This is a genomic window from Pseudoxanthomonas suwonensis 11-1 (assembly GCF_000185965.1).
GTDB classification, from domain to species: Bacteria; Pseudomonadota; Gammaproteobacteria; order Xanthomonadales; family Xanthomonadaceae; genus Pseudoxanthomonas; species Pseudoxanthomonas suwonensis_A.
The window spans coordinates 2,564,221-2,586,314 of record NC_014924.1; the positions used below are offsets into that span (position 1 = coordinate 2,564,221).

Here is a 22,094-nt window from a genome sequence, read left to right on the forward strand (position 1 = left end):
CGATTAGCTCTTCGGGCGCTTGGCGCCGTACTTCGAACGGCCCTGGCGACGCTTGGTGACGCCGGCGGCATCCAGCGAACCGCGGACGGTGTGGTAACGCACGCCCGGCAGGTCCTTGACGCGGCCGCCGCGGATCAGCACCACGGAGTGCTCCTGCAGGTTGTGGCCTTCGCCGCCGATGTACGAGATGACCTCGTAGCCATTGGTCAGGCGGACCTTGGCAACCTTGCGGAGGGCCGAGTTCGGCTTCTTCGGGGTGGTGGTGTAGACGCGGGTGCAAACACCGCGGCGCTGCGGGCACTTCTCAAGTGCCGGCGAGGCGCTCTTGTACGTTTCCGCCTGCCGCGGCTTGCGGACCAGCTGGTTGATCGTCGCCATTCTAAGGTTCTTCTGCTTGGGGCCCCGCGGACCGGGGCCGGACGTGAAAACGACGGCAGGCCGAAGGACGGCCTGCCGAGACACGGGAGTATAGCGGGCCGGTAAAAACCGCGTCAACCGACCCCCTTCCCTGGCCCGGCGCCCCGGCTGGCCCGAAGGCCTGCCGGTGGCCGGGTGCGGCCGGGCATCCCTGCCCCGCCGTCACCCCGCGCCGCCGCCGTTGCCGGCGGCGGCCGGATGGATCACTCCGCCGCGTCGTCCTGGGCCGGGGCGGCCTCGGCCACCTCGGCCACGGCCGCCGGCTCGGAGCCGCCGGACAGCGCCTCCAGCTCCGACTCGGTCAGGCCGGTGGCGTTGCGGCGGCGCTTGCTGTGGTACGCCAGGCCGGTACCGGCCGGGATCAGGCGGCCGACGATGACGTTCTCCTTCAGGCCGCGCAGGCTGTCGCGGGTGCCGCGGACGGCAGCCTCGGTCAGCACGCGGGTGGTCTCCTGGAAGGAGGCCGCAGAGATGAACGACTCGGTCGCCAGCGAGGCCTTGGTGATGCCCAGCAGCACCGGCTCGTACTTGGCCGGGATCTCGTTGCGGGCCACCAGGCGCTGGTTCTCCTCGATGACGCGCTGCTTCTCGACCTGCTCGCCGTTGAGGAACTTGGAGTCGCCCTGGTCGGTGATCTCGACCTTGCGCAGCATCTGGCGGGTGATCACCTCGATGTGCTTGTCGTTGATCTTCACGCCCTGCAGGCGGTAGACGTCCTGGATCTCCTTGACCAGGTACGCGGCCAGGTCCTCGATGCCCTTGAGGCGCAGGATGTCCTGCGGGCTCGGCTCGCCGTCCACGATGGTCTCGCCCTTGGTCACGTGCTCGCCTTCGAACACGATGATCTGGCGGTACTTCGGGATCAGCTCCTCGTGCTCCTCGCCCTCGGCGCCCTTGATGATCAGGCGCTGCTTGCCCTTGGTGTCCTTGCCGAAGCTGACCACGCCGGAGCGCTCGGCCAGGATCGCGGGGTCCTTCGGCTTGCGGGCCTCGAACAGGTCGGCCACGCGCGGCAGACCGCCGGTGATGTCGCGGGTCTTGGAGGCTTCCTGCGGGATCTTGGCGACCACGTCGCCCACGCCCACCGGGGCGCCGTCCTGCAGGTTCACGATCGAGCGCGGCGGCAGCAGGTACTGCGCCGGCAGGTCGGTGCCCGGGATGGTCAGGTCGTTGCCGTCCTTGTCCACGATGCGGACCAGCGGACGCAGGTCCTTGCCCTGCGAGCCACGACGCTTCGGATCGGTGATCTCGCGCGAGGCCAGGCCGGTCAGTTCGTCGGTCTTCTCGATGACGGTGATGCCGTCGACGAAGTCGATGAAGCGCACGAAACCGGCCACTTCCGAGACGATCGGGTGGTTATGCGGATCCCAGTTGGCGATCTGCTGGCCAGCCTTGACCTCGGCGCCGTCCTTGACGGAGATGGTGGCGCCGTAGGCCAGCTTGTAGCGCTCGCGCTCGCGGCCGTGCGGGTCGAGGACCGACACTTCGCCCGAACGCGAGACCGCCACCAGGTGGCCGCCCGCATGCTCGACCGACTTGAGGTTGGTGAACTTCACCGAACCGGTGGTCTTGACCGTGATGTTGTCGACCGCCGCCGCACGCGACGCCGCACCACCGATGTGGAACGTACGCATGGTCAGCTGGGTACCCGGCTCACCGATCGACTGGGCGGCGATGACGCCGACCGACTCGCCGATGTTGACCAGGTGGCCACGGGCCAGGTCGCGGCCATAGCAGTGCGAGCACACGCCGAAGGCCGATTCGCAGGTGATGGTCGAGCGGACCTTGATGGTCTGCACGCCCGCCTCCTCGAGGCGGTTCACCCACACTTCGTCCAGCAGGGTGTTGCGGGTGACGACCGGATCCTCGTCGTTGCCCGGCAGGAACACGTCCTCGGCCACGACGCGGCCCAGCACGCGGTCCTTCAGCGGCTCGACGACGTCACCGCCTTCCACGATCGGGGTCATGGTCAGGCCCTGGATCGTGCCGCAGTCGACCTCGGTGATCACCACGTCCTGCGCCACGTCGACCAGGCGACGGGTCAGGTAACCGGAGTTGGCGGTCTTCAGCGCGGTATCGGCCAGGCCCTTTCGGGCACCGTGGGTGGAGTTGAAGTACTCCTGCACGTTCAGGCCTTCGCGGAAGTTCGCCTTGATGGGCGTCTCGATGATCGAGCCGTCCGGGCGGGCCATCAGGCCGCGCATGCCGGCCAGCTGGCGGATCTGCGCCTGCGAACCACGGGCACCGGAGTCGGCCATGATGTACAGCGAGTTCATCGACTTCTGCGCGACTTCCTCGCCCTTGGCGTTGACCACCTTGTCGGTACCGATGGTTTCCATCATCGCCTTGGCGATGCGCTCGTTGGTGCGCGACCAGATGTCGACCACCTTGTTGTAGCGCTCGCCGGCGGTGACCAGGCCGCTCTGGTACTGCTCCTGGATCTCCAGGACCTCGGCCTCGGCCTCGGACAGGATGCCCTTCTTCTCGTCCGGGATCAGCATGTCGTCGATGCCGATCGACACGCCGGCGCGGGTGGCGAAGCTGAAGCCGGTGTACATCAGCTGGTCGGCGAACACCACGGTGTCCTTCAGGCCCAGGCGACGGTAGCAGCTGTTGATCAGGCGGCTGATGTTCTTCTTGGTCAGCTCGGTGTTGGCCAGCGCGAACGGGAGGCCGGCCGGCAGGATCTCGGCCAGCAGCGCACGGCCGACCGTGGTGTCCACGATCGAAGCCTTCTTCTGCTTGTTGCCGTTCTCGTCGGTCACCACCTCGGTGATGCGGACCTTGACCTTGGCGTGCAGCTCGACGGTGCGGTTGTCGTAGGCGCGCTTGACCTCGGCCACGTTGGCGAACGCCATGCCCTCGCCCTTCTTGTTCTCGAGGGCGCGGGTCATGTAGTACAGGCCGAGCACGACGTCCTGCGACGGCACGATGATCGGCTCGCCGTTGGCGGGCGACAGGATGTTGTTGGTCGACATCATCAGCGCGCGCGCTTCCAGCTGGGCCTCCAGGCTCAGCGGGACGTGCACGGCCATCTGGTCGCCGTCGAAGTCGGCGTTGAACGCGGTGCAGACCAGCGGGTGCAGCTGGATGGCCTTGCCCTCGATCAGCACCGGCTCGAACGCCTGGATGCCCAGGCGGTGCAGGGTCGGGGCGCGGTTCAGCAGCACCGGGTGCTCGCGGATCACCTCTTCGAGGATGTCCCACACCTCGGCCTCTTCACGCTCGACCAGCTTCTTGGCAGCCTTGATCGTGGTGGCCAGGCCGCGACGCTGCAGCTTGGCGAACACGAACGGCTTGAACAGCTCCAGCGCCATCTTCTTCGGCAGGCCGCACTGGTGCAGGCGCAGGTACGGGCCGACCACGATGACCGAACGGCCCGAGTAGTCGACGCGCTTGCCCAGCAGGTTCTGGCGGAAGCGGCCCTGCTTGCCCTTGATCATGTCGGCCAGCGACTTGAGCGGACGCTTGTTGGTGCCGGTGATGGCACGGCCGCGGCGGCCGTTGTCCATCAGCGCGTCGACCGACTCCTGCAGCATGCGCTTCTCGTTGCGCACGATGATGTCGGGCGCATTGAGCTCCAGCAGGCGGCGCAGGCGGTTGTTGCGGTTGATGACGCGGCGGTACAGGTCGTTCAGGTCGGAGGTCGCGAAGCGGCCGCCGTCCAGCGGGACCAGCGGACGCAGGTCCGGCGGCAGCACCGGCAGCACGGTCATGACCATCCACTCCGGACGGTTGCCGGACTCGATGAACGCCTCGATCAGCTTGATGCGCTTGGTCAGCCGCTTGAGCTTGGTCTCCGAACCGGTCGCCGCGATCTCCTCGCGCAGGCGGGCCATCTCGGCCTGCAGGTCGATGGTGCGCAGCAGCTCGTAGATCGCCTCGGCGCCCATGGCGGCGTCGAAGTCGTCGCCGTGCTCCTGGCGGGCGGTCAGGTACTGCTCTTCGGTCAGCAGCTGGCGGCGCTCGAGCGGGGTCAGGCCCGGCTCGGTGACCACGAAGGCCTCGAAGTACAGGATGCGCTCGATGTCGCGCAGGGTCATGTCCAGCATCAGGCCGATGCGCGACGGCAGCGACTTGAGGAACCAGATGTGCGCGACCGGCGAGGCCAGGTCGATATGACCCATGCGCTCGCGGCGGACCTTGGCCAGGGTGACCTCGGTGCCGCACTTCTCGCACACCACGCCACGGTGCTTCATGCGCTTGTACTTGCCGCACAGGCACTCGTAGTCCTTGATCGGGCCGAAGATCGCGGCACAGAACAGGCCGTCACGCTCGGGCTTGAACGTGCGGTAGTTGATCGTCTCGGGCTTCTTCACCTCGCCGAAGGACCACGAACGGATCAGGTCCGGCGAAGCCAGGGCGATCTTGATCGCGTCGAAGTCCAGCGTCTGGCGCTGCTGGTTGAAGAGGTTGAGCAGGTCTTTCATTTCTTGTCTCCGTCAGGAGTAAAGGCGGTCGATCGGGCGATTCGGGGGAAGCGCGGCGGCATTGCCGCCGCGCCGCGCGCCTTACTCGTCCTCCAACTCCATGTTGATGGCCAGCGAGCGGATTTCCTTCACGAGCACGTTGAAGGACTCCGGCATGCCCGCGACCATCTCGTGGTTGCCGTCGACGATGTTCTTGTACATCTGGTTGCGGCCCTGCACGTCGTCGGACTTCACCGTCAGCATTTCCTGCAGGGTGTAGGCCGCGCCGTAGGCTTCCAGCGCCCAGACTTCCATCTCACCGAAGCGCTGGCCGCCGAACTGCGCCTTGCCGCCCAGCGGCTGCTGGGTGACGAGCGAGTACGGACCGGTCGAACGGGCGTGCATCTTGTCGTCGACCAGGTGGTTCAGCTTCAGGTAGTGCATGTAGCCGACCGTGGTCTTGCGGTCGAACGCCTCGCCGGTGCGGCCGTCGTGCAGCTGCATCTGGGTCTTGGTGGCGTTGAAGCCCAGGCGGACCGTCTCCGGGTCGTCGGTCGGGTAGGCCAGCTCCAGCATCTGCCGGATCTCGTCCTCGTACGCACCGTCGAACACCGGGGTCGCCATCGGCACGCCACCGGTCAGGTTGCGGGCCATGCCCAGCAGCTCCTCGTCGCTGAACTGCGACAGGTCCACGCGTTGGCCGACCAGGCTGCTGTCGTGGTTGTAGACCTTGTCCAGGAACTCGCGCAGCTCGGAGACCGCACGCTGCTCGTCCAGCATCTTCTGGATGCGCTTGCCCAGGCCCTTGGCGGCCCAGCCCAGGTGCACCTCGAGGATCTGGCCGATGTTCATGCGCGAAGGCACGCCCAGCGGGTTGAGGCAGATGTCAACCGGGGTGCCGTCGGCCATGTACGGCATGTCCTCGACCGGGACCACGTTGGACACGACGCCCTTGTTGCCGTGGCGGCCGGCCATCTTGTCGCCCGGCTGGATGCGGCGCTTCACGGCCAGGAAGACCTTGACCATCTTCAGCACGCCCGGGGCGAGGTCGTCGCCCTGGGTGATCTTGCCGCGCTTGTCGGCGAAGCGGCGCTCGAACTCCTTCTCGTGCGCGGCGATCTGCTTCTGCGCGCGCTCGATGGCGTCGGAGGCCTCCTCGTCCTTCATCCGCAGCAGGAACCAGTCGGCCTTCTTCAGGCCGTCCAGGTAGGCGTCGGTGATGGCATCGCCCTTCTTCAAGCCCGGGCCGCCGTTGGCGACCTTGCCCACGATCTGGCCGCGCAGGCGTGCGTAGATCGCCGCTTCCAGGATGCGGAACTGGTCGTCGAAGTCCTTCTTGACGCGGCGGATCTCGTTTTCCTCGATCTGCTTGGCGCGCTTGTCCTTCTCGATGCCGTCGCGGGTGAAGACCTGCACGTCGATGACGGTGCCGTCCATGCCCGGGGGCACGCGCAGCGAGCTGTCCTTAACGTCGGAGGCCTTCTCGCCGAAGATCGCGCGCAGCAGCTTCTCTTCCGGGGTCAGCTGGCTCTCGCCCTTCGGCGTGACCTTGCCGACCAGGATGTCGCCGGCGCGGACCTCGGCGCCGATGTACACCACGCCCGACTCGTCGAGGCGGTTCAGCGCCTGCTCGGAGACGTTCGGGATGTCGGCGGTGATCTCCTCCGGGCCCAGCTTGGTGTCGCGGGCGACGCAGGTCAGCTCCTCGATGTGGATCGTGGTGTAGCGGTCTTCCTGGACCACGCGCTCGGACAGGAGGATCGAGTCCTCGAAGTTGTAGCCGTTCCACGGCATGAACGCGATCAGCATGTTCTGGCCCAGGGCCAGCTCGCCGATGTCGGTGGACGGACCGTCCGCCAGCACGTCGCCGCGCGCGACCACGTCACCCACGTGCACCAGCGGGCGCTGGTTGATGCAGGTGTTCTGGTTGGAGCGGGTGTACTTGGTCAGGGTGTAGATGTCGACGCCGGCATCGTGCTCGCCGGAGATCTCCTCCTCGTTGGCCTTGACCACGATGCGGCCCGCGTCGACCTGCACCACCTCGCCGCCGCGGCGGGCGTTGACGGTGACGCCCGAGTCGCGCGCCACGGCGCGCTCGATGCCGGTGCCGACCAGCGGGGTCTGGGCACGCAGGGTCGGGACGGCCTGGCGCTGCATGTTCGCGCCCATCAGGGCGCGGTTGGCGTCGTCGTGCTCCAGGAACGGGACCAGCGCCGCGGCGACCGACACGGTCTGCATCGGCGACACGTCCATGTAGTGGATCTCGCCCGGCGGCTTGAGCAGCGACTCGCCCTGGTGGCGGACCGGCACGAAGGCCTCGGTCAGGCGGCCTTCCTTGTCGTGGGCGGCGTTGACCTGGGCGATGACGTACTCGTTCTCCTCGATCGCCGACAGGTACTCGACCTGGTCGGTGATGCGGCCGTCCACGACCTTGCGGTACGGCGTCTCGAGGAAGCCGTACTGGTTGGTGCGGGCGAACACGGCCAGCGAGTTGATCAGGCCGATGTTCGGGCCTTCAGGGGTCTCGATGGTGCAGACGCGACCGTAGTGGGTCGGGTGCACGTCGCGCACTTCGAAGCCGGCGCGCTCGCGGGTCAGGCCACCCGGGCCCAGTGCCGAGACGCGACGCTTGTGGGTGACTTCCGACAGCGGGTTGTTCTGGTCCATGAACTGCGACAGCTGCGAGGAGCCGAAGAACTCCTTGATCGCGGCGGCCACCGGCTTGGCGTTGATCAGCTCCTGCGGGGTCAGGCCCTCGGACTCGGCCATGGACAGGCGCTCCTTGACCGCGCGCTCGACGCGGACCAGGCCCACGCGGAACACGTTCTCGGCCATCTCGCCGACCGAACGCACGCGGCGGTTGCCCAGGTGGTCGATGTCGTCGACCACGCCGCGACCATTGCGGATCTCGGTCAGCACGCGCAGCACGTCGAGGATGTCGGAGGTCTCGCCCTGGGCGGCGACCAGCGCCTTGGAATCCTCGTCGTTGCGCTCGGAGAAGTACTTGTGGTCGAACAGCACGGCCGGGCCGAGCACGTCCTTGCGGCCGACGCGGCGGTTGAACTTCATCCGGCCCACGGCCGACAGGTCGTAGCGCTCGAAGGTGAAGAACAGGTTGTGGAACAGGTTCTGCGCGGCCTCCTTGGTCGGCGGCTCGCCCGGACGCATCATCCGGTAGATCTCGACCAGGGCCTCCAGCTGGGTGCGGCTCGGGTCGATGCGCAGGGTGTTGGACAGGTACGGCCCACGGTCGAGGTCGTTCACCCACAGGGTGCCGACGCTGGCCACGCCGGCCTTGCGGAAGGCGGCCAGGTGCTCGTCGGTGATCTCGTCGTTGGCCGCGGCCAGCAGCTCGCCGGTGGCGGCGTCGACCACGTCATGGGCCAGGATGCGGCCCAGCAGGTACTCGTCCGGCACGGCCAGGGCGGTGATGCCCGACTGCTCCAGCTGGCGCACGTGGCGCGCGGTGATGCGCTTGCCGGCCTCGACGATCACCTTCTCGCCGTCGGCCAGGTCGAAGCCCAGGGTCTCGCCGCGCAGGCGCTCCGGGACCAGCTCCAGCTGCACGCCCTCGGACGGGTCAATGTGGAAGGTGTTGATCTCGAAGAACGCGCGCAGCATCTCTTCGTTGTTGTAGCCCAGCGCACGCAGCAGGATCGTCACCGGCAGCTTGCGGCGACGGTCGATGCGGGTGTACAGCGCGTCCTTCGGGTCGAACTCGAAGTCCAGCCAGGAGCCGCGGTAGGGGATGATGCGGGCGCTGTACAGCAGCTTGCCCGAGCTGTGGGTCTTGCCGCGATCGTGGTCGAAGAACACGCCCGGCGAACGGTGCAGCTGCGAGACGATGACGCGCTCGGTGCCGTTCACGATGAACGTGCCGTGCTCGGTCATCAGCGGGATCTCGCCGAGGTAGACCTCCTGCTCCTTGACGTACTTGATCGCCTTGGTCGAGGACTCGCGGTCGTAGATCACCAGGCGCACGGTCACGCGCAGCGGGGCGCCGTAGGACAGGCCGCGGTTGCGGCACTCGCGCTCGTCGAACACGGGCTCGCCGAGCTTGTAGCCGACGTACTCAAGGGCGGCGTTGCCGCTGTAGCTGGCAATCGGGAACACCGACTTCAGCGCCGCATGCAGGCCGGTGTCGCGGCGCTTGGCGGAGTCGGTGTCGGCCTGCAGGAAGTCGCGGTAGGAATCGACCTGGATGGCCAGCAGGAACGGCACCTCGAGGATCGAGCGCTGCTTGCCGAAGTCCTTGCGGATGCGCTTCTTCTCGGTGAACGAATACGTCGTCATGGGTGTACCACCTTTGGCAGTGCGGGCCGCGCGTCCGCGGTCCCGGGGGAACATGAAGCTGTCAGTCGGTAGTCGCTGGTATTGCCGGCACCAGCACGCCATCTCCCGCTACTTCCGACTACCAGCTCCCCTGTATGGAACTGGGTTTTACGGTGTCGCCAGGCCCTCGCGGGCCCCTTCGGGACGCGTGGCCCCGGAAACGACCGAAGGCCGGGGGCTTTCGCCCCCAGCCTTTGGCGCATCACCGAGCAATACGGCGATGCAAGGTACGACTTACTTGAGCTCGACGGTGGCGCCGGCGGCCTCGAGGTCCTTCTTGAACTTCTCGGCGTCTTCCTTCGACACGCCTTCCTTGACGTCCTTCGGGGCGCCTTCGACCAGGTCCTTGGCTTCCTTCAGGCCCAGGCCGGTGATGGCGCGGACGGCCTTGATGACTTCGACCTTCTTCTCGCCGGCGGCCTTCAGCACGACGGTGAACTCGGTCTGCTCCTCGACGGCGGCAGCCGGGCCAGCGGCGGCAGCCACGGCGACCGGGGCGGCGGCGGAGACGCCGAACTTCTCTTCGATGGCCTTGACCAGCTCCATCACTTCCATGAGGGTCTTGCCGGCGATGGCTTCGACGATCTGCTCGTTGGACAGGGACATTGTGATTACCTTCTGAAATGTTTTCTGGAAAGGGATTTCGGAAATCGTCGATGCCGCTTACGCGGTCTCGGCGGCTGCCTCGGCCGGCGCGGCTTCGCCGCCACCCTGCTGCTCGCCGACGGCCTTGACGGCGCGGGCGAACATGGTGACCGGCTCGGCAAGTACGCGGGCCAGCATGGCCAGGGCCTGGTCGAGGGTCGGCAGCGAGGCCAGGACCTCGACGTGGCTCGCCGGGTACAGCTGGCCGCCAACGGCGACCACCTTCGGCTTGAGCTTGTCGTTGGCCTTGGCGAACTCCTTGATCAGGCGACCGGCAGCGCCGGGCTCCTCGGTCGAGAACGCGTAAAGCAGCGGACCCACGAGCGCATCCTTGGTGCACTCGAACTCCGTGCCTTCGACGGCGCGCGCGGCCAGCGTGTTCTTGACAACCTTCAGGAACACGCCGTTTTCGCGGGCCTTCTTGCGCATCGCGGTCAACTGCTCGACCGTGGTGCCAGCGTACTCGGCGGCGATCAGGGAGTGCGCGCTGGCGGCGACGTCGGCCAGTTCGGCGACGACTTCCTTCTTCTGGGACAGATTGAGAGCCATAACACTCCTCCGTATGAACTCCGCTCGCGGCTCCTGCCGGTTGCGGTCCTGGGCGGCGCCCTTCCGTGCGCGCCGGGGATGCCGGGGGCATCCCGGTGCTGGCCTTTCTGACCCGTACGTCCGAGGATTCGGTCGCGCCGGGAAAACTTCCAGAAGGCGGCACCATCTACGCAGGCCGGGATCCTCGCGGACCTCCGATTAAGCGACCCCGCTGCACCGACGGCGATTCCCTGCCATAGCGAGCATCCATGCCCGTCGTCGATGTGCGCCGACCGCACCTGCGGTCTTTGACGGCTGTCGGTCCATGCAGGCCCCGACTGCCCTCAAAACGTGCACCCGGGCCACCCGTGGGGCGGCCCGGGGTATTGCATTACTTCAGGGACAGCGAACCCTGGTCGACGGTCACGCCCGGGCCCATGGTCGAGCTCAGCGAGACCTTCTGCAGGTACTGGCCCTTGGAGGTCGCCGGCTTGGCCTTGATCAGGTCCAGCAGCAGCGCCTGCAGGTTCGACTTCAGCGCGTCGTCGGCGAAGTCGGCCTTGCCGATGGTGGCGTGGATGATGCCCGCCTTGTCGGTGCGGTAGCGCACCTGGCCGGACTTGGCGTTCTTCACCGCCTCGGCCGGGTTCGGGGACACGGTGCCGACCTTCGGGTTCGGCATCAGGCCGCGCGGACCCAGGACCTGGCCCAGCTTGCCCACGACGCGCATGGCGTCCGGGGTCGCGATGACCACGTCGTAGTTCAGGTCGCCGGCAAGCATCTTCTCGGCCAGGTCGTCCATGCCCACGGCCTCGGCGCCGGCGGCCAGGGCCTCGTCGGCCTTGGCGCCCGCCGGGGCGAACACGGCCACGCGCACGCTCTTGCCGGTACCGGCCGGAAGCACGGTCGAACCGCGGACCTGCTGGTCGGACTTCTTGGCGTCCACTCCCAGGCGCACGGCCACGTCGACGGACTCGACGAACTTGGCCTTGGTGAAGCCCTTGATGATCTTCAGCGCCTCATCGATGGCGTAAGCCTTGCCCGGCTCGACCGCCGCCTTGATCGCCTTCTGTCGCTTGTTCAGTGCCATGTGCTCAGCCCTCCACCACCAGACCCATCGAACGGGCGGAGCCCGCGATGGTACGAACCGCCGCATCCAGGTCGGCCGCGGTCAGGTCGGGTTCCTTCGCCTTGGCGATTTCCTCGAGCTGCTTGCGGGTGACCTTGCCCACCTTGTCGGTGTTCGGGCGCTTGGAGCCGGAGGTGATGCCCACGGCCTTCTTCAGCAGGATGGTCGCCGGCGGCGTCTTCGTGATGAAGGTGAAGGTACGGTCCGAGTAGGCGGTGATGACCACCGGGATCGGCAGACCGGGCTCGAGCTTCTGCGTGGCGGCGTTGAACGCCTTGCAGAACTCCATGATGTTCAGGCCGCGCTGACCCAGCGCAGGACCGACCGGCGGCGAGGGGTTGGCCTGACCGGCCTTCACCTGCAGCTTGATGTAACCGACGACTTTCTTTGCCATTTCTCTTGTCTCCGGGTGCTAGCGCCTGCGCTGCAGGCTCCCCATCGTTCCGGGAAAATCACGCGTCCCGGCATCGCGTTGAACTCTTTGGCCCCTTCCGCGCGAAAGGCCGCCTGGGCGGCGGCCATCGGGGTTGCCCGGCTTTCCGGACGGGAAGCCGCGCAGTATATCAGGTTTGCCGGCCCGTCGCCGGGCCGGCGGCTCAGGCCTTCTCGACCTGGCCGAATTCCAGCTCCACCGGGGTGGAACGGCCGAAGATGAGCACGGCCACGCGCAGGCGGCTCTTCTCGTAGTTGACTTCCTCGACCACGCCGTTGAAGTCGTTGAACGGGCCGTCGATGACGCGGACCATCTGGCCCGGCTCGAACAGCACCTTCGGACGCGGCTTCTCGACGCCTTCCTGGACGCGGTCCAGGATCGCGGCGGCTTCCTCGTCGCGGATCGGCAGCGGGCGGTCGGCGGTGCCGCCGATGAAGCCCATCACCTTGGAGGTTTCCTTGACCAGGTGCCAGCTCTCGCTGTCGATGCGCGGGATGCCGTTGTCGTCGGTGGTCTCGATCTGGACCAGCACGTAGCCCGGGAAGAACTTGCGCTCGGAACGGCGCTTCTGGCCGGACCGCATCTCGACCACTTCCTCGGTCGGGACCAGGACGTCGCCGAAGCGGTCTTCCATGCCGTGCATGACGATCCGGTCGCGCAGCGCCTGGGCAACGGACTTCTCGAAGCCGGAATAGGCGTGGACCACGTACCAACGCTTCACTTGGACATTCTCCTCAGCGGCCGAAGTTCAGGAACAGCTCGATCGCCCACTTAACGAAGAAATCGAAGCCAGCAAGGATCAGGCTCAGCACCACCACGACCGCGACCACGACCCAGGTCATGCGGGTGGCTTCCTGGCGGGTCGGCCACACCACCTTGCGCAGCTCGAAGCGCGACTCGGACAGGAACTCGCGGAAATCGCGGCCCTTGGCGCTGAGCATGAACACGAGGGTGCCGGCGACGAGGCCGGCGATGACGGCGGCGCCGCGGATCTGCGGGGCCCACTGGCCCAGCTGCGCCGAGCGGGCGGCATCGCCGAACCAGAACCACACGAACAGCCCGCCGAGCACCAGCAGCGCCGCGAGCGCGTACTTGACCATGTCGCCGCCGGTGGTGGCAGCCTGTGCCGGATCGATCTTGCTGTTCAAGTCGCTGTCGCTCTCTTGACTGTTGCGGCGCGGGAGCCGGATGGACGGCCCCGCATCGCGGGGAAGTGGCACGCCAGGAGGGACTCGAACCCCCAACCTGCGGTTTTGGAGACCGCTGCTCTGCCAATTGAGCTACTGGCGTACGCGTGAACCTTGACCTTCCCTTAGACGGCGAAGGCGGACCGGGGTGCCGGCCCGCCCTTCGCGCTTTCCGGCGAGCCCGTCACCGGGATCCCGCAGGGGGCTTACTTGACGATCTTGGCGACCACGCCGGCGCCGACGGTACGGCCGCCTTCGCGGATGGCGAAACGCAGGCCTTCGTCCATCGCCACCGGGTTGATCAGGGTGACCGACATCTTCACGTTGTCGCCCGGCATCACCATCTCCACGCCTTCCGGCAGCTGGATCGCACCGGTGATGTCGGTGGTGCGGAAGTAGAACTGCGGACGGTAGCCCTTGAAGAACGGGGTGTGGCGGCCGCCTTCGTCCTTGGACAGCACGTAGACCTCGGCCTCGAAGTCGGTGTGCGGCTGGATCGAACCCGGCTTGGCCAGCACCTGGCCACGCTCGACCTCGTCACGCTTGGTGCCGCGCAGCAGCAGGCCCGCGTTGTCGCCCGCCTGGCCCTGGTCCAGCAGCTTGCGGAACATCTCCACGCCGGTCACGGTGGTCTTCTGGGTCGGGCGGATGCCGACGATCTCGATTTCGTCGCCCACCTTGATGATGCCGCGCTCGATACGGCCGGTCACCACGGTGCCGCGGCCCGAGATCGAGAACACGTCCTCGACCGGCATCAGGAACGACTTGTCGACGTCACGCTCCGGGGTCGGGATCCAGGTGTCCAGCGCGTCCACCAGCTTCAGGATCGCCGGCACGCCGATGTCCGACTGGTCGCCTTCCAGCGCCAGACGCGCCGAACCGGCGATGATCGGGGTGTCGTCGCCCGGGAAGTCGTACTTGCTCAGCAGCTCGCGGACTTCCATCTCCACCAGCTCCAGCAGCTCCGCGTCGTCCACCATGTCGGCCTTGTTCAGGAACACGACGATGTACGGCACGCCGACCTGGCGCGACAGCAGGATGTGCTCGCGGGTCTGCGGCATCGGGCCGTCAGCGGCCGAGCACACCAGGATCGCGCCGTCCATCTGCGCCGCACCGGTGATCATGTTCTTGACGTAGTCGGCGTGGCCGGGGCAGTCAACGTGGGCGTAGTGGCGGGTCGGGGATTCGTACTCGACGTGCGCGGTCGAGATCGTGATGCCGCGAGCCTTCTCTTCCGGCGCCGCGTCGATCGCGTCGTACGCCTTGAACTCGCCACCGAAACGCTCGGCGCCGATCTTGGTCAGCGCGGCGGTCAGCGTGGTCTTGCCGTGGTCAACGTGGCCGATGGTGCCGACGTTCACGTGCGGCTTGGTGCGCTCGAACTTACCCTTGGACATGGCTGCCTATCTCGCTGACGTTTGTGTTGGGTGACTTCAACTGGAAACCCGGCGACCGGCGCCGGGCTTCCCTGCGGGGAAACCCGCGAATAGTGGTGCTCACGAATGGAATCGAACCATCGACCTCCTCCTTACCAAGGAGGTGCTCTACCGACTGAGCTACGTGAGCACAGGAAAACCTGCCTTGCCGGAACTACCAGGTGCGGCGCAATGGAGCGGGAGACGGGAATCGAACCCGCACCATCAGCTTGGAAGGCTGAGGTTCTACCATTGAACTACTCCCGCGAGGGGAACCGCTCTCCCGGCCTACCGCTCCGGGCCTTACCTTGTTGTTCCGTTACCGCTTTGAAACTGGTGGAGGGAGGTGGATTCGAACCACCGAAGGCGTAAGCCAGCAGATTTACAGTCTGCCCCCGTTGGCCGCTTGGGTATCCCTCCGGGATCTGCCACCGCGACCTCAAATGCTGCCGGGGTGAAACAGCCCGCTATTCTGGTGATGCCGAAACGATCTGTCAACGCGTTTCTGCAACTTTTTTTAACTTCACACGTTGAACCGGAAGTGCAGGATGTCGCCCTCCTGCACGCGGTACTCCTTGCCCTCCAGGCGCATGCGACCGGCCTCGCGCGCACCCGCCTCGCCACGGTACTTGATGAAGTCGTCGTAGGCGATGGTTTCGGCGCGGATGAAGCCCTTCTCGAAGTCGGTGTGGATCACCGCCGCGGCCTGGGGCGCGGTGGCGCCGGCCTTCACGGTCCAGGCGCGGACCTCCTTCACGCCGGCGGTGAAGTAGGTCTGCAGGCCCAGCAGCTTGTAGGCGGCGCGGATGACCCGGTTCAGGCCCGGCTCGTCCAGGCCGAGGTCGGCCAGGAAGGTGTCGCGGTCGGCGTCGTCCAGCTGCGACAGCTCCTCCTCGATGGCCGCCGAGACCGGCACCACCTCGGCACCCTCGGCCTGCGCGTGGGCGCGCACGGCGTCCAGGTGCGGGTTGTTATCGAACCCGTCCTCCAGCACGTTGGCGATGTACATCACCGGCTTGAGGGTGAGCAGGAACAGGTCGCGGACCAGGGCCTTCTCCTCCTCGTCCAGGCCGGCGCTGCGGGCGGACCTGCCCTCGCCCAGCGCGGCCTGCAGCTTCAGCAGCACCGGCTTGCGCGCCTGGGCCTCCTTGTCGCCGCCCTTGGCCGAGCGCTCGGCGCGGTTGAGCGCCTTCTCGACGCTGTCCAGGTCGGCCAGGGCCAGCTCGGTATCGATGGTCTCGATGTCCGACAGCGGGTCGACCTTGCCGGCCACGTGGACGATGTCGCCGTGCTCGAAGCAGCGCACCACGTGGGCGATCGCGTCGACCTCGCGGATGTGGGCCAGGAACTTGTTGCCCAGGCCCTCGCCGCTGGCGGCGCCGGCGACCAGGCCGGCGATGTCGACGAACTCGACCGCGGTCGGCACGACCTTCTGCGGGTTGATGATCTCGGCCAGCTGGTTCAGGCGCGGATCCGGCACCGGCACCACGCCCACGTTCGGCTCGATCGTGCAGAACGGGAAGTTGGCCGCGGCAATGCCCGCCTTGGTCAGCGCGTTGAACAGGGTCGACTTGCCGACGTTGGGCAGGCCGACGATGCCGCATTTGATACCCATGGGTAGATCCGTGATCCGTGATTCGTGATTGGCGATTCGCGGCTTCCACGAATCACCAATCACCAATTACGGTTTCGAGGTATGGAGGCGCTTCATCGCCTCGTTGATTTCGCCCCCGACCACCAGTGGCAGCACGTCGATGGCGTCGTCGATCGCGCGCCCGATCAGGATGTCGTCGTCCTTGCCCGGCTTGCCCAGCACCCAGCCCACGACCCGGTCCTTGTGGCCCGGATGGCCGATGCCGATGCGCAGGCGGTGGAAGCGCCCGTGGCCCAGCAGGCGGATGGTGTCGCGCAGTCCGTTCTGGCCGCCATGGCCACCGTCGAACTTCAGCCGCGCCGTACCCGGCGGCAGGTCGAGCTCGTCGTGGACCAGCAGCGCCTGTTCCGGCTCGATCTTCCAGAACCGCAGCGCGGCGGTGACCGACTTGCCGGAGAGGTTCATGAAGGTGGCGGGCTTGAGCAGCCAGACCTGCTGGCCGCCGATGTCCACCCGCGCGGTCTCGCCGAACAGCTTCGACTCCAGGCCGAAGCGCACGCCCTGCCGCTCGGCCAGGGTATCGACCAGGCGGAAGCCGGCGTTGTGCCGGTCGAGCGCGTGTTCCGGGCCGGGATTGCCCAGGCCGACGATGAGACGAATTTCCGCCATCGCGCAGGAAACAGCCGAGGTCCCGCCCGGCACCAGCCGGGCGGGACGCTACGGGCTTACTTGGCCTCGCCCTCGCCGGCAGCCGGGGCCTCGTCGGCCTCGCCCTGCGCATGCTTGGCGACCACCACGGCCACGTCGTGGTCCGGGCCCAGGGCCAGGGCCGGGATTTCCACGCCGGTCGGCAGCTTCAGGCCCGACAGGTGGACGACGCCGCCGACGGCCAGGTCGGACAGGTCGACCTCGATCGCTTCCGGCAGGTCCTTCGGCAGGCAGGCCACGTTGACTTCGGTCAGCTCGTGCATGATCACCACGCCGGCGGTCTTGCCGGCCGGGGACTTGGCCTCGTTGACGAAGCGCAGCGGAACGGCGGCGCGCAGCACCTCGTCGTCGCTCACGCGCTGGAAGTCCAGGTGCATGATCTGCTGCTTGTACGGGTGGCGCTGCATGTCACGCAGCAGCACCTTCTGGACGTCGCCGTTGAGGCTCAGGTCCAGGATGGACGAGTAGAACCACTCGTTCTGCTGGGCCAGCCACAGCTTCTCGTGGTCCAGCTGGATGGAGACCGGGGCCAGCTCGCCACCGTAGACGATGGCCGGCACCTTGCCGTCGCGACGCAGGCGGCGGCTCGCACCCTTGCCCTCGTCCTCGCGACGCTCGACGTTGATCACATGATTTGCCATTTGCTTTTACTACCTAGGTTGATGAACCGCCTCGCGGCGGCTTGGGTGGCTCCCCCGCGACCAGGGAAGCCGATTGAAAGCGGTGATTCGGGATTCGTGATTGGTGATTCGAAGAAGCTGAAGCGCGGGCCGCTTCTACGAATCACGAATGACCAATCACTAATCCACGTAAAGCGAACTGACCGACTCGCCGAAGGCGATGCGGCGGATGGTCTCCGCCAGCAGCTCGGCCACGCTGACCTGGCGGATGCGCGGGCAGTTGCGGGCCGCCGGCGACAGCGGGATGGTGTCGGTCACCACCAGCTCGTCGAGGTCGGAGTTGTTGAGGTTGTCCACCGCCGGGCCCGAGAGCACGGCGTGGGTGCAGTAGGCGGCGACCTTGGTCGCGCCCCGCGCCTTGAGCGCGGCGGCGGCGGCGCACAGGGTGCCGGCGGTGTCGACGATGTCGTCGACCATGACGCAGGTCTTGCCCTCGACGTCGCCGATGATGTTCATCACCGTCGACACGTTGGCGCGCGGGCGGCGCTTGTCGATGATCGCCAGGTCGGCGTCGTCCAGGCGCTTGGCCACCGCGCGGGCGCGGACCACGCCGCCCACGTCCGGCGAGACCACGATCAGGTTCTCGGTGCCGTAGGCGCGCCAGATGTCGGCCAGCAGCAGCGGCGAGGCGTAGACGTTGTCGACCGGGATGTCGAAGAAGCCCTGGATCTGGTCGGCGTGCAGGTCCACGGTCAGCACCCGGTCGGTGCCCACCGCGGTGAACATCTTGGCCGCGACCTTGGCCGTGATCGGCACGCGCGAGGAACGCAGGCGGCGGTCCTGGCGCGAGTAGCCGAAGTACGGCACCACCGCGGTGACGGAGGCGGCGCTGGCGCGCTTGAGCGCGTCGATCAGCACCAGCAGCTCCATCAGGTTCTCCGCCGCCGGCGCGCAGGTCGGCTGGATCACGAAGACTTCCTGGCGGCGGACGTTCTCCTCGATCTCGACCTGGACCTCGCCGTCGGAGAAGGTGGAGACCAGGGCCTTGCCCGGGCGCACGCCCAGCTGGCGGCAGATGCTGTCGGCCAGCGGACGGTTCGCGTTGCCGCTGAAGATGAGCAGGTTGCGGTCTTCTTGCATCGTCTTCATCCCGGCAGCGGCTCGGATCGCATCAGTGTGGACGGGGGTGTACATCTCGCCGCGGTCCATGCGGCGCTTGCATCGTGTTTCCCACGCACCGGAGCGGACTCCAGGCCGTGGCAGGGGCGGCAGGATTCGAACCTGCGGATGCCGGGATCAAAACCCGGTGCCTTGGACCACTTGGCGACGCCCCTGTGTCAGGGTTCCACTTCCGCCGGGCGCGCAAGCGCGTCCAGCAGCGGCGAGCGGACCACGCCGGTTGCGAGCCAGGCACGCAACCCGCGAGGCAACCGCGCCAGCGCCGATTCGGCACTGCCACGGTCGGGAAACTCGACGAAGCATCCACTGCCGGTACCGGTGAGCCTGGGCTCCCCGACCTGGGCCAGCGCATCGAACACGGCCTGCACGGCTGGCTCGCGGCTGCGCAGCACCGGCTCGAACGCATTGTCGAGCACGGAGCCGGCGGTGAAGTCGGCTATTTTCGCGGGCGCGGCAGTACGCGTCAAATCCGGGGCTGCGAACAGGGTGGCGGTCGGCACGTGGACGCCGGGATCGGCGAGCACGTACCAGGCCGGCGGGAGGTCCAGCGCGACCAGCTTCTCACCCACCCCCTCGGCCCAGGCGGTGCGGCCGCGGACGAATACCGGGACATCCGCACCCAGGCGCAGGCCCAGGGCGGCAAGCTCGTCCTCGGGCAGGCCCAGTCTCCAGAGCCGGTCCAGCGCGCGCAGCACGGTGGCGGCATCGGATGAGCCACCACCGAACCCGCCGCCCGCAGGAACGCGCTTTTCGACGGAGATGTCCGCACCCAGCTCGCAATTGACGTGCGATTGCAGCAACTTGGCGGCGCGCACGGTGAGGTCATCGGCTTCGGCGACGCCCGGCGCGGAAGTGCCGTGGCGTACCACCTGCCCATCCTCGCGCACCCGCAAGCGTATGGTGTCGCCCCAGTCGAGGATCCGGAACACGGTCTGCAGCTCGTGGTAGCCGTCGGGGCGACGGCCGGTGATGCGCAGGAACAGGTTCAGCTTGGCCGGGGCCGGCCACTCGGTCCATCCACTCACGGAGCGCTCCACCCGTCCACCACCAGCCGCACCCGGGCGGTGCCGCGCTCGGCCTGCAGGCGCCGCGGCATGGCCGGGAAGCCGTCCTGCGGCGGCAACCATTCCTGGTACTCGATGGTCCAGCCGGAGGCCTGCATGCGCTGCAGGCGGCCGTCGGGACCGTACTCCACTCCGGCGGCACCCGGGGTTTCCAGGCCGCGCACCCACCAGCCCAGTTCGTGGACCGGGATCTCCCAGCCGGTGGCCTCGCGCAGCAGCAGCGAGGGGTCCCAACCCTGGCGCGGACCGCCCTCGACACCCTCGAGCAGGGCACGCCCCTCGGGATCCAGGGACAGCGACCAGCTCTGGCGGGTGACCGGGGCGCTCAGCGAGACGCGGTAGGCACCGTCCTGCTGCGACCATTCCAGGCGGCCGCTGCCACCCTTCTGCGCGGTGCTGATCGCCACCCTGCCCGCCAGCGACCAGGCCGGCAGGGCCTCCAGGGCCTCGCGCCGCTGTGCCTGCTGGCGCTCGGCTTCGGCCATGGGCACGGCCGGGGCCTGGATGCGCGGGGCGGTGGTACAGGCGGCCAGCCAGAGCAGCGGCAGCAGCGCCGCCAGGCGCAGACAGGTCTTCATCGGGCAGCCTCCGGGGCGGTTGCGGGCTTGGCCGGGGCCTCGCCGGCGCCTTCGGCCGGCGGCAGGGTGATCCCGAACTGCTCCAGGGCGCGGCGCAGGGCGCGGTTGTCCGGATCCAGCGCGCGCGCCTCCTCGAAATAGCGCTGCGCGTCGGCGCGCCTGCCCATGCGCCACAGCACCTCGCCGAGGTGGGCGGCGACCTCCGGGTCCTTCATCAGCCCCCAGGCGCGGCGCAGCTCGACCAGCGCCTCCTGGTTGCGGCCCAGGCGGTAGAGCACCCAGCCGTAGCTGTCGATGATGGCGGCGTTGTCCGGCTCGGCGGTGCGGGCGCGGTCGATCAGCTCCAGCGCCTCGCGGTAGCGGTCCGTGCGGTCGGCCAGGGTGTAGCCGAGGGCGTTGAGCGCGGCCACGTTCTCCGGGTCGGTGACCAGCACCCGGCGCAGGTCGGCCTCGGCGCGGTCGATCCAGTCCTGGCGCTCCCAGGCCAGGCCACGGGCGTAGAGCAGGTCCGGATCGTCCGGCCAGGCGGCCAGGCCGCGGCCGAGCACCTCCAGCTCGCCGGCGTCGTCGCCCTCGCGCTGGCGCATCTCGGCCTCCAGCAGGTAGGCCTCGCGGCGGGCCTCGTCGGCCACCGAAGCGTCGTCCTGCAGCGCGCGCGCCTCGGCATAGGCCTCGTCGCGGCGCTCGAGGTTGTGCAGGGCCACGGCCGCGCGCATCCGCGCCTCGGTCCGGTGCGGGCCGCCGGCGACGCCGCGGTACCAGTCCAGGGCCTCGGCCGGGCGCTCCAGGAACTCGGCGATCCGGCCCAGCAGCAGGCGCCGGGTCGGATCCGGGCGGGTGGCGTCCTCGGCCAGTTCCTCGTACAGGGTGGCCAGCGCCCGGTTGTCGCCGGCGCGCGCCAGCAGCGAGGCGCGCACGCCGTAGCTGGAGGTGTCCTGCGGACCCTGGGCCATCACCCGGGCCGCGGCCTCGAGGTCGCGCACCGTCTCGTAGGCGATGGCGAGCATCGCGCGCATTTCCGGATCGACCGCCGCCTGCGGCTCGACCTGGGCCAGGATCGCGCGGGCCTCGTCGGCCTGCCCGGCCTGCTGCAGCTGGGTAGCACGCAGCAGCGCGACCCGCGGCTCGCCCGGGAAGCGGCGCACCACCTCGTCCATGATCCGCCGCGCCAGCTTCGGGTCGTCCAGGCGCAGGGCCATGCGCCCGAACTCCTGCCAGGCGGCCAGGTCGTCGGGGATCGCCCCGCGCTTGACCAGGCGGTCCAGGACCCTGGCCGTGGCCTGCGGGTCGCGGCCGCCATTGAGTGCGACCGAGGCATAGCGCCAGCCGCGCGGGTCGCCGTCCTCCAGCAGCGTTTCCAGGTCCTTGCCGGCCTGGCGCAGCTTGCCGGCGCGCAGGGCCAGGGTGGCGCTGGCGGCGAGCATGCCCGGCGACTCCGGCGCACGGGCGCGCCACAGGCGCAGGGCCTGGGCGGCGCGGGTGTCGTCGTTGGCCAGGATCGCGATACGGGTGGCGCGCTCGGCCAGAGGCTCGTCATCGCCGGCGGCGCGGGCCGCCTCCAGGTACCAGCGCGCGGCCTCGTCCAGCTGCCCGGACTGCAGGGCGAACTCGCCCGCCATCAGCGGCGCCAGGGTGTCCGGCGGCATGCCTTTATCAGGCCCGGCGGCCTGGGCCACGGGCGCCAGGGCCAGGGCCAGCAGCAGCGGCAGCCGGCGCCAGCCGGCGCCCCTGGAACGGAGCGCGGCGGTCCGGGAGGGCACCGCCGCGCGGTTGTAAATCTGCAATTCGGGCATTGGCACCCACCGGGCCGTAAAATGGCGGCCCAAACAAGCCAGCAGATTAACGCAAGCACCTGA

Annotated in this window: 17 protein-coding genes and 5 tRNA genes; all 22 read right to left on the reverse strand. The window is 68.2% G+C overall.

What is annotated here, in order from left to right:
• Positions 1–3: 3 nt before the first annotated feature.
• On the reverse strand, positions 4–378 hold the full coding sequence (rpsL, locus tag PSESU_RS11725; protein WP_013536001.1) for a 30S ribosomal protein S12: 375 nt from the start codon (positions 376–378) through the stop codon (positions 4–6).
• Between the two features lie 242 nt (positions 379–620).
• Complete coding sequence (gene rpoC, locus PSESU_RS11730) at positions 621–4,847, reverse strand: DNA-directed RNA polymerase subunit beta' (protein ID WP_013536002.1); 4,227 nt, start codon at positions 4,845–4,847, stop codon at positions 621–623.
• 81 nt (positions 4,848–4,928) lie between these two features.
• Positions 4,929–9,119 (reverse strand): DNA-directed RNA polymerase subunit beta, encoded by a 4,191-nt coding sequence (rpoB, locus tag PSESU_RS11735; protein WP_013536003.1) that lies wholly within the window; start codon positions 9,117–9,119, stop codon positions 4,929–4,931.
• A gap of 273 nt (positions 9,120–9,392) precedes the next feature.
• Positions 9,393–9,764 carry a 50S ribosomal protein L7/L12 gene (gene rplL, locus PSESU_RS11740; RefSeq protein WP_013536004.1) on the reverse strand — a complete coding sequence of 124 codons (372 nt, stop codon included), beginning with the start codon at positions 9,762–9,764 and terminating at the stop codon, positions 9,393–9,395.
• A gap of 57 nt (positions 9,765–9,821) precedes the next feature.
• Positions 9,822–10,352: a 50S ribosomal protein L10 gene (gene rplJ / locus PSESU_RS11745; protein ID WP_013536005.1), complete on the reverse strand. Its 531-nt coding sequence runs from the start codon at positions 10,350–10,352 to the stop codon at positions 9,822–9,824.
• Positions 10,353–10,722: 370 nt separating this feature from the next.
• The gene (gene rplA / locus PSESU_RS11750; protein WP_013536006.1) at positions 10,723–11,421 is read right to left on the reverse strand and encodes a 50S ribosomal protein L1; all 699 of its coding nucleotides are present in this window, start codon (positions 11,419–11,421) and stop codon (positions 10,723–10,725) included.
• Positions 11,422–11,425: 4 nt separating this feature from the next.
• Complete coding sequence (gene rplK, locus PSESU_RS11755; protein ID WP_013536007.1) at positions 11,426–11,854, reverse strand: 50S ribosomal protein L11; 429 nt, start codon at positions 11,852–11,854, stop codon at positions 11,426–11,428.
• Between the two features lie 202 nt (positions 11,855–12,056).
• On the reverse strand, positions 12,057–12,614 hold the full coding sequence (gene nusG / locus PSESU_RS11760; RefSeq protein WP_013536008.1) for a transcription termination/antitermination protein NusG: 558 nt from the start codon (positions 12,612–12,614) through the stop codon (positions 12,057–12,059).
• Positions 12,615–12,627: 13 nt separating this feature from the next.
• Positions 12,628–13,041, reverse strand: a complete 414-nt coding sequence (secE, locus tag PSESU_RS11765; protein WP_013536009.1) for a preprotein translocase subunit SecE — start codon at positions 13,039–13,041, stop codon at positions 12,628–12,630.
• 66 nt (positions 13,042–13,107) lie between these two features.
• Positions 13,108–13,183, reverse strand: a tRNA-Trp gene (locus PSESU_RS11770).
• A gap of 103 nt (positions 13,184–13,286) precedes the next feature.
• Entirely contained in the window at positions 13,287–14,477 is a 1,191-nt protein-coding gene (gene tuf, locus PSESU_RS11775; protein ID WP_013536010.1) for an elongation factor Tu, read from the reverse strand.
• Positions 14,478–14,570: 93 nt separating this feature from the next.
• Positions 14,571–14,646: transfer RNA gene (locus PSESU_RS11780), tRNA-Thr, on the reverse strand.
• Positions 14,647–14,688: 42 nt separating this feature from the next.
• Positions 14,689–14,762, reverse strand: a tRNA-Gly gene (locus PSESU_RS11785).
• A gap of 67 nt (positions 14,763–14,829) precedes the next feature.
• Positions 14,830–14,915 (reverse strand) — tRNA-Tyr (locus tag PSESU_RS11790).
• 103 nt (positions 14,916–15,018) lie between these two features.
• Positions 15,019–16,110, reverse strand: coding sequence for a redox-regulated ATPase YchF (ychF, locus tag PSESU_RS11795; protein WP_013536011.1), 1,092 nt, complete (start codon positions 16,108–16,110; stop codon positions 15,019–15,021).
• 66 nt (positions 16,111–16,176) lie between these two features.
• Positions 16,177–16,758: an aminoacyl-tRNA hydrolase gene (pth, locus tag PSESU_RS11800; protein ID WP_013536012.1), complete on the reverse strand. Its 582-nt coding sequence runs from the start codon at positions 16,756–16,758 to the stop codon at positions 16,177–16,179.
• Positions 16,759–16,814: 56 nt separating this feature from the next.
• Complete coding sequence (locus PSESU_RS11805; RefSeq protein WP_013536013.1) at positions 16,815–17,438, reverse strand: 50S ribosomal protein L25/general stress protein Ctc; 624 nt, start codon at positions 17,436–17,438, stop codon at positions 16,815–16,817.
• 159 nt (positions 17,439–17,597) lie between these two features.
• Positions 17,598–18,557: a ribose-phosphate diphosphokinase gene (locus tag PSESU_RS11810; RefSeq protein WP_041764908.1), complete on the reverse strand. Its 960-nt coding sequence runs from the start codon at positions 18,555–18,557 to the stop codon at positions 17,598–17,600.
• Positions 18,558–18,674: 117 nt separating this feature from the next.
• A tRNA-Gln gene (locus PSESU_RS11815) sits at positions 18,675–18,751 on the reverse strand.
• Between the two features lie 3 nt (positions 18,752–18,754).
• Positions 18,755–19,621: a 4-(cytidine 5'-diphospho)-2-C-methyl-D-erythritol kinase gene (gene ispE / locus PSESU_RS11820; protein WP_013536015.1), complete on the reverse strand. Its 867-nt coding sequence runs from the start codon at positions 19,619–19,621 to the stop codon at positions 18,755–18,757.
• A complete protein-coding gene (gene lolB / locus PSESU_RS11825) occupies positions 19,618–20,238 on the reverse strand; it encodes a lipoprotein insertase outer membrane protein LolB (RefSeq protein WP_013536016.1) in 621 nt (206 codons plus the stop codon). The genes ispE and lolB overlap by 4 nt, the downstream gene beginning before the upstream one ends.
• The gene (locus tag PSESU_RS11830; RefSeq protein WP_233275292.1) at positions 20,235–21,884 is read right to left on the reverse strand and encodes a tetratricopeptide repeat protein; all 1,650 of its coding nucleotides are present in this window, start codon (positions 21,882–21,884) and stop codon (positions 20,235–20,237) included. Before PSESU_RS11830 ends, lolB begins: the two co-directional genes overlap by 4 nt.
• Between the last annotated feature and the right edge of the window lie 210 nt (positions 21,885–22,094).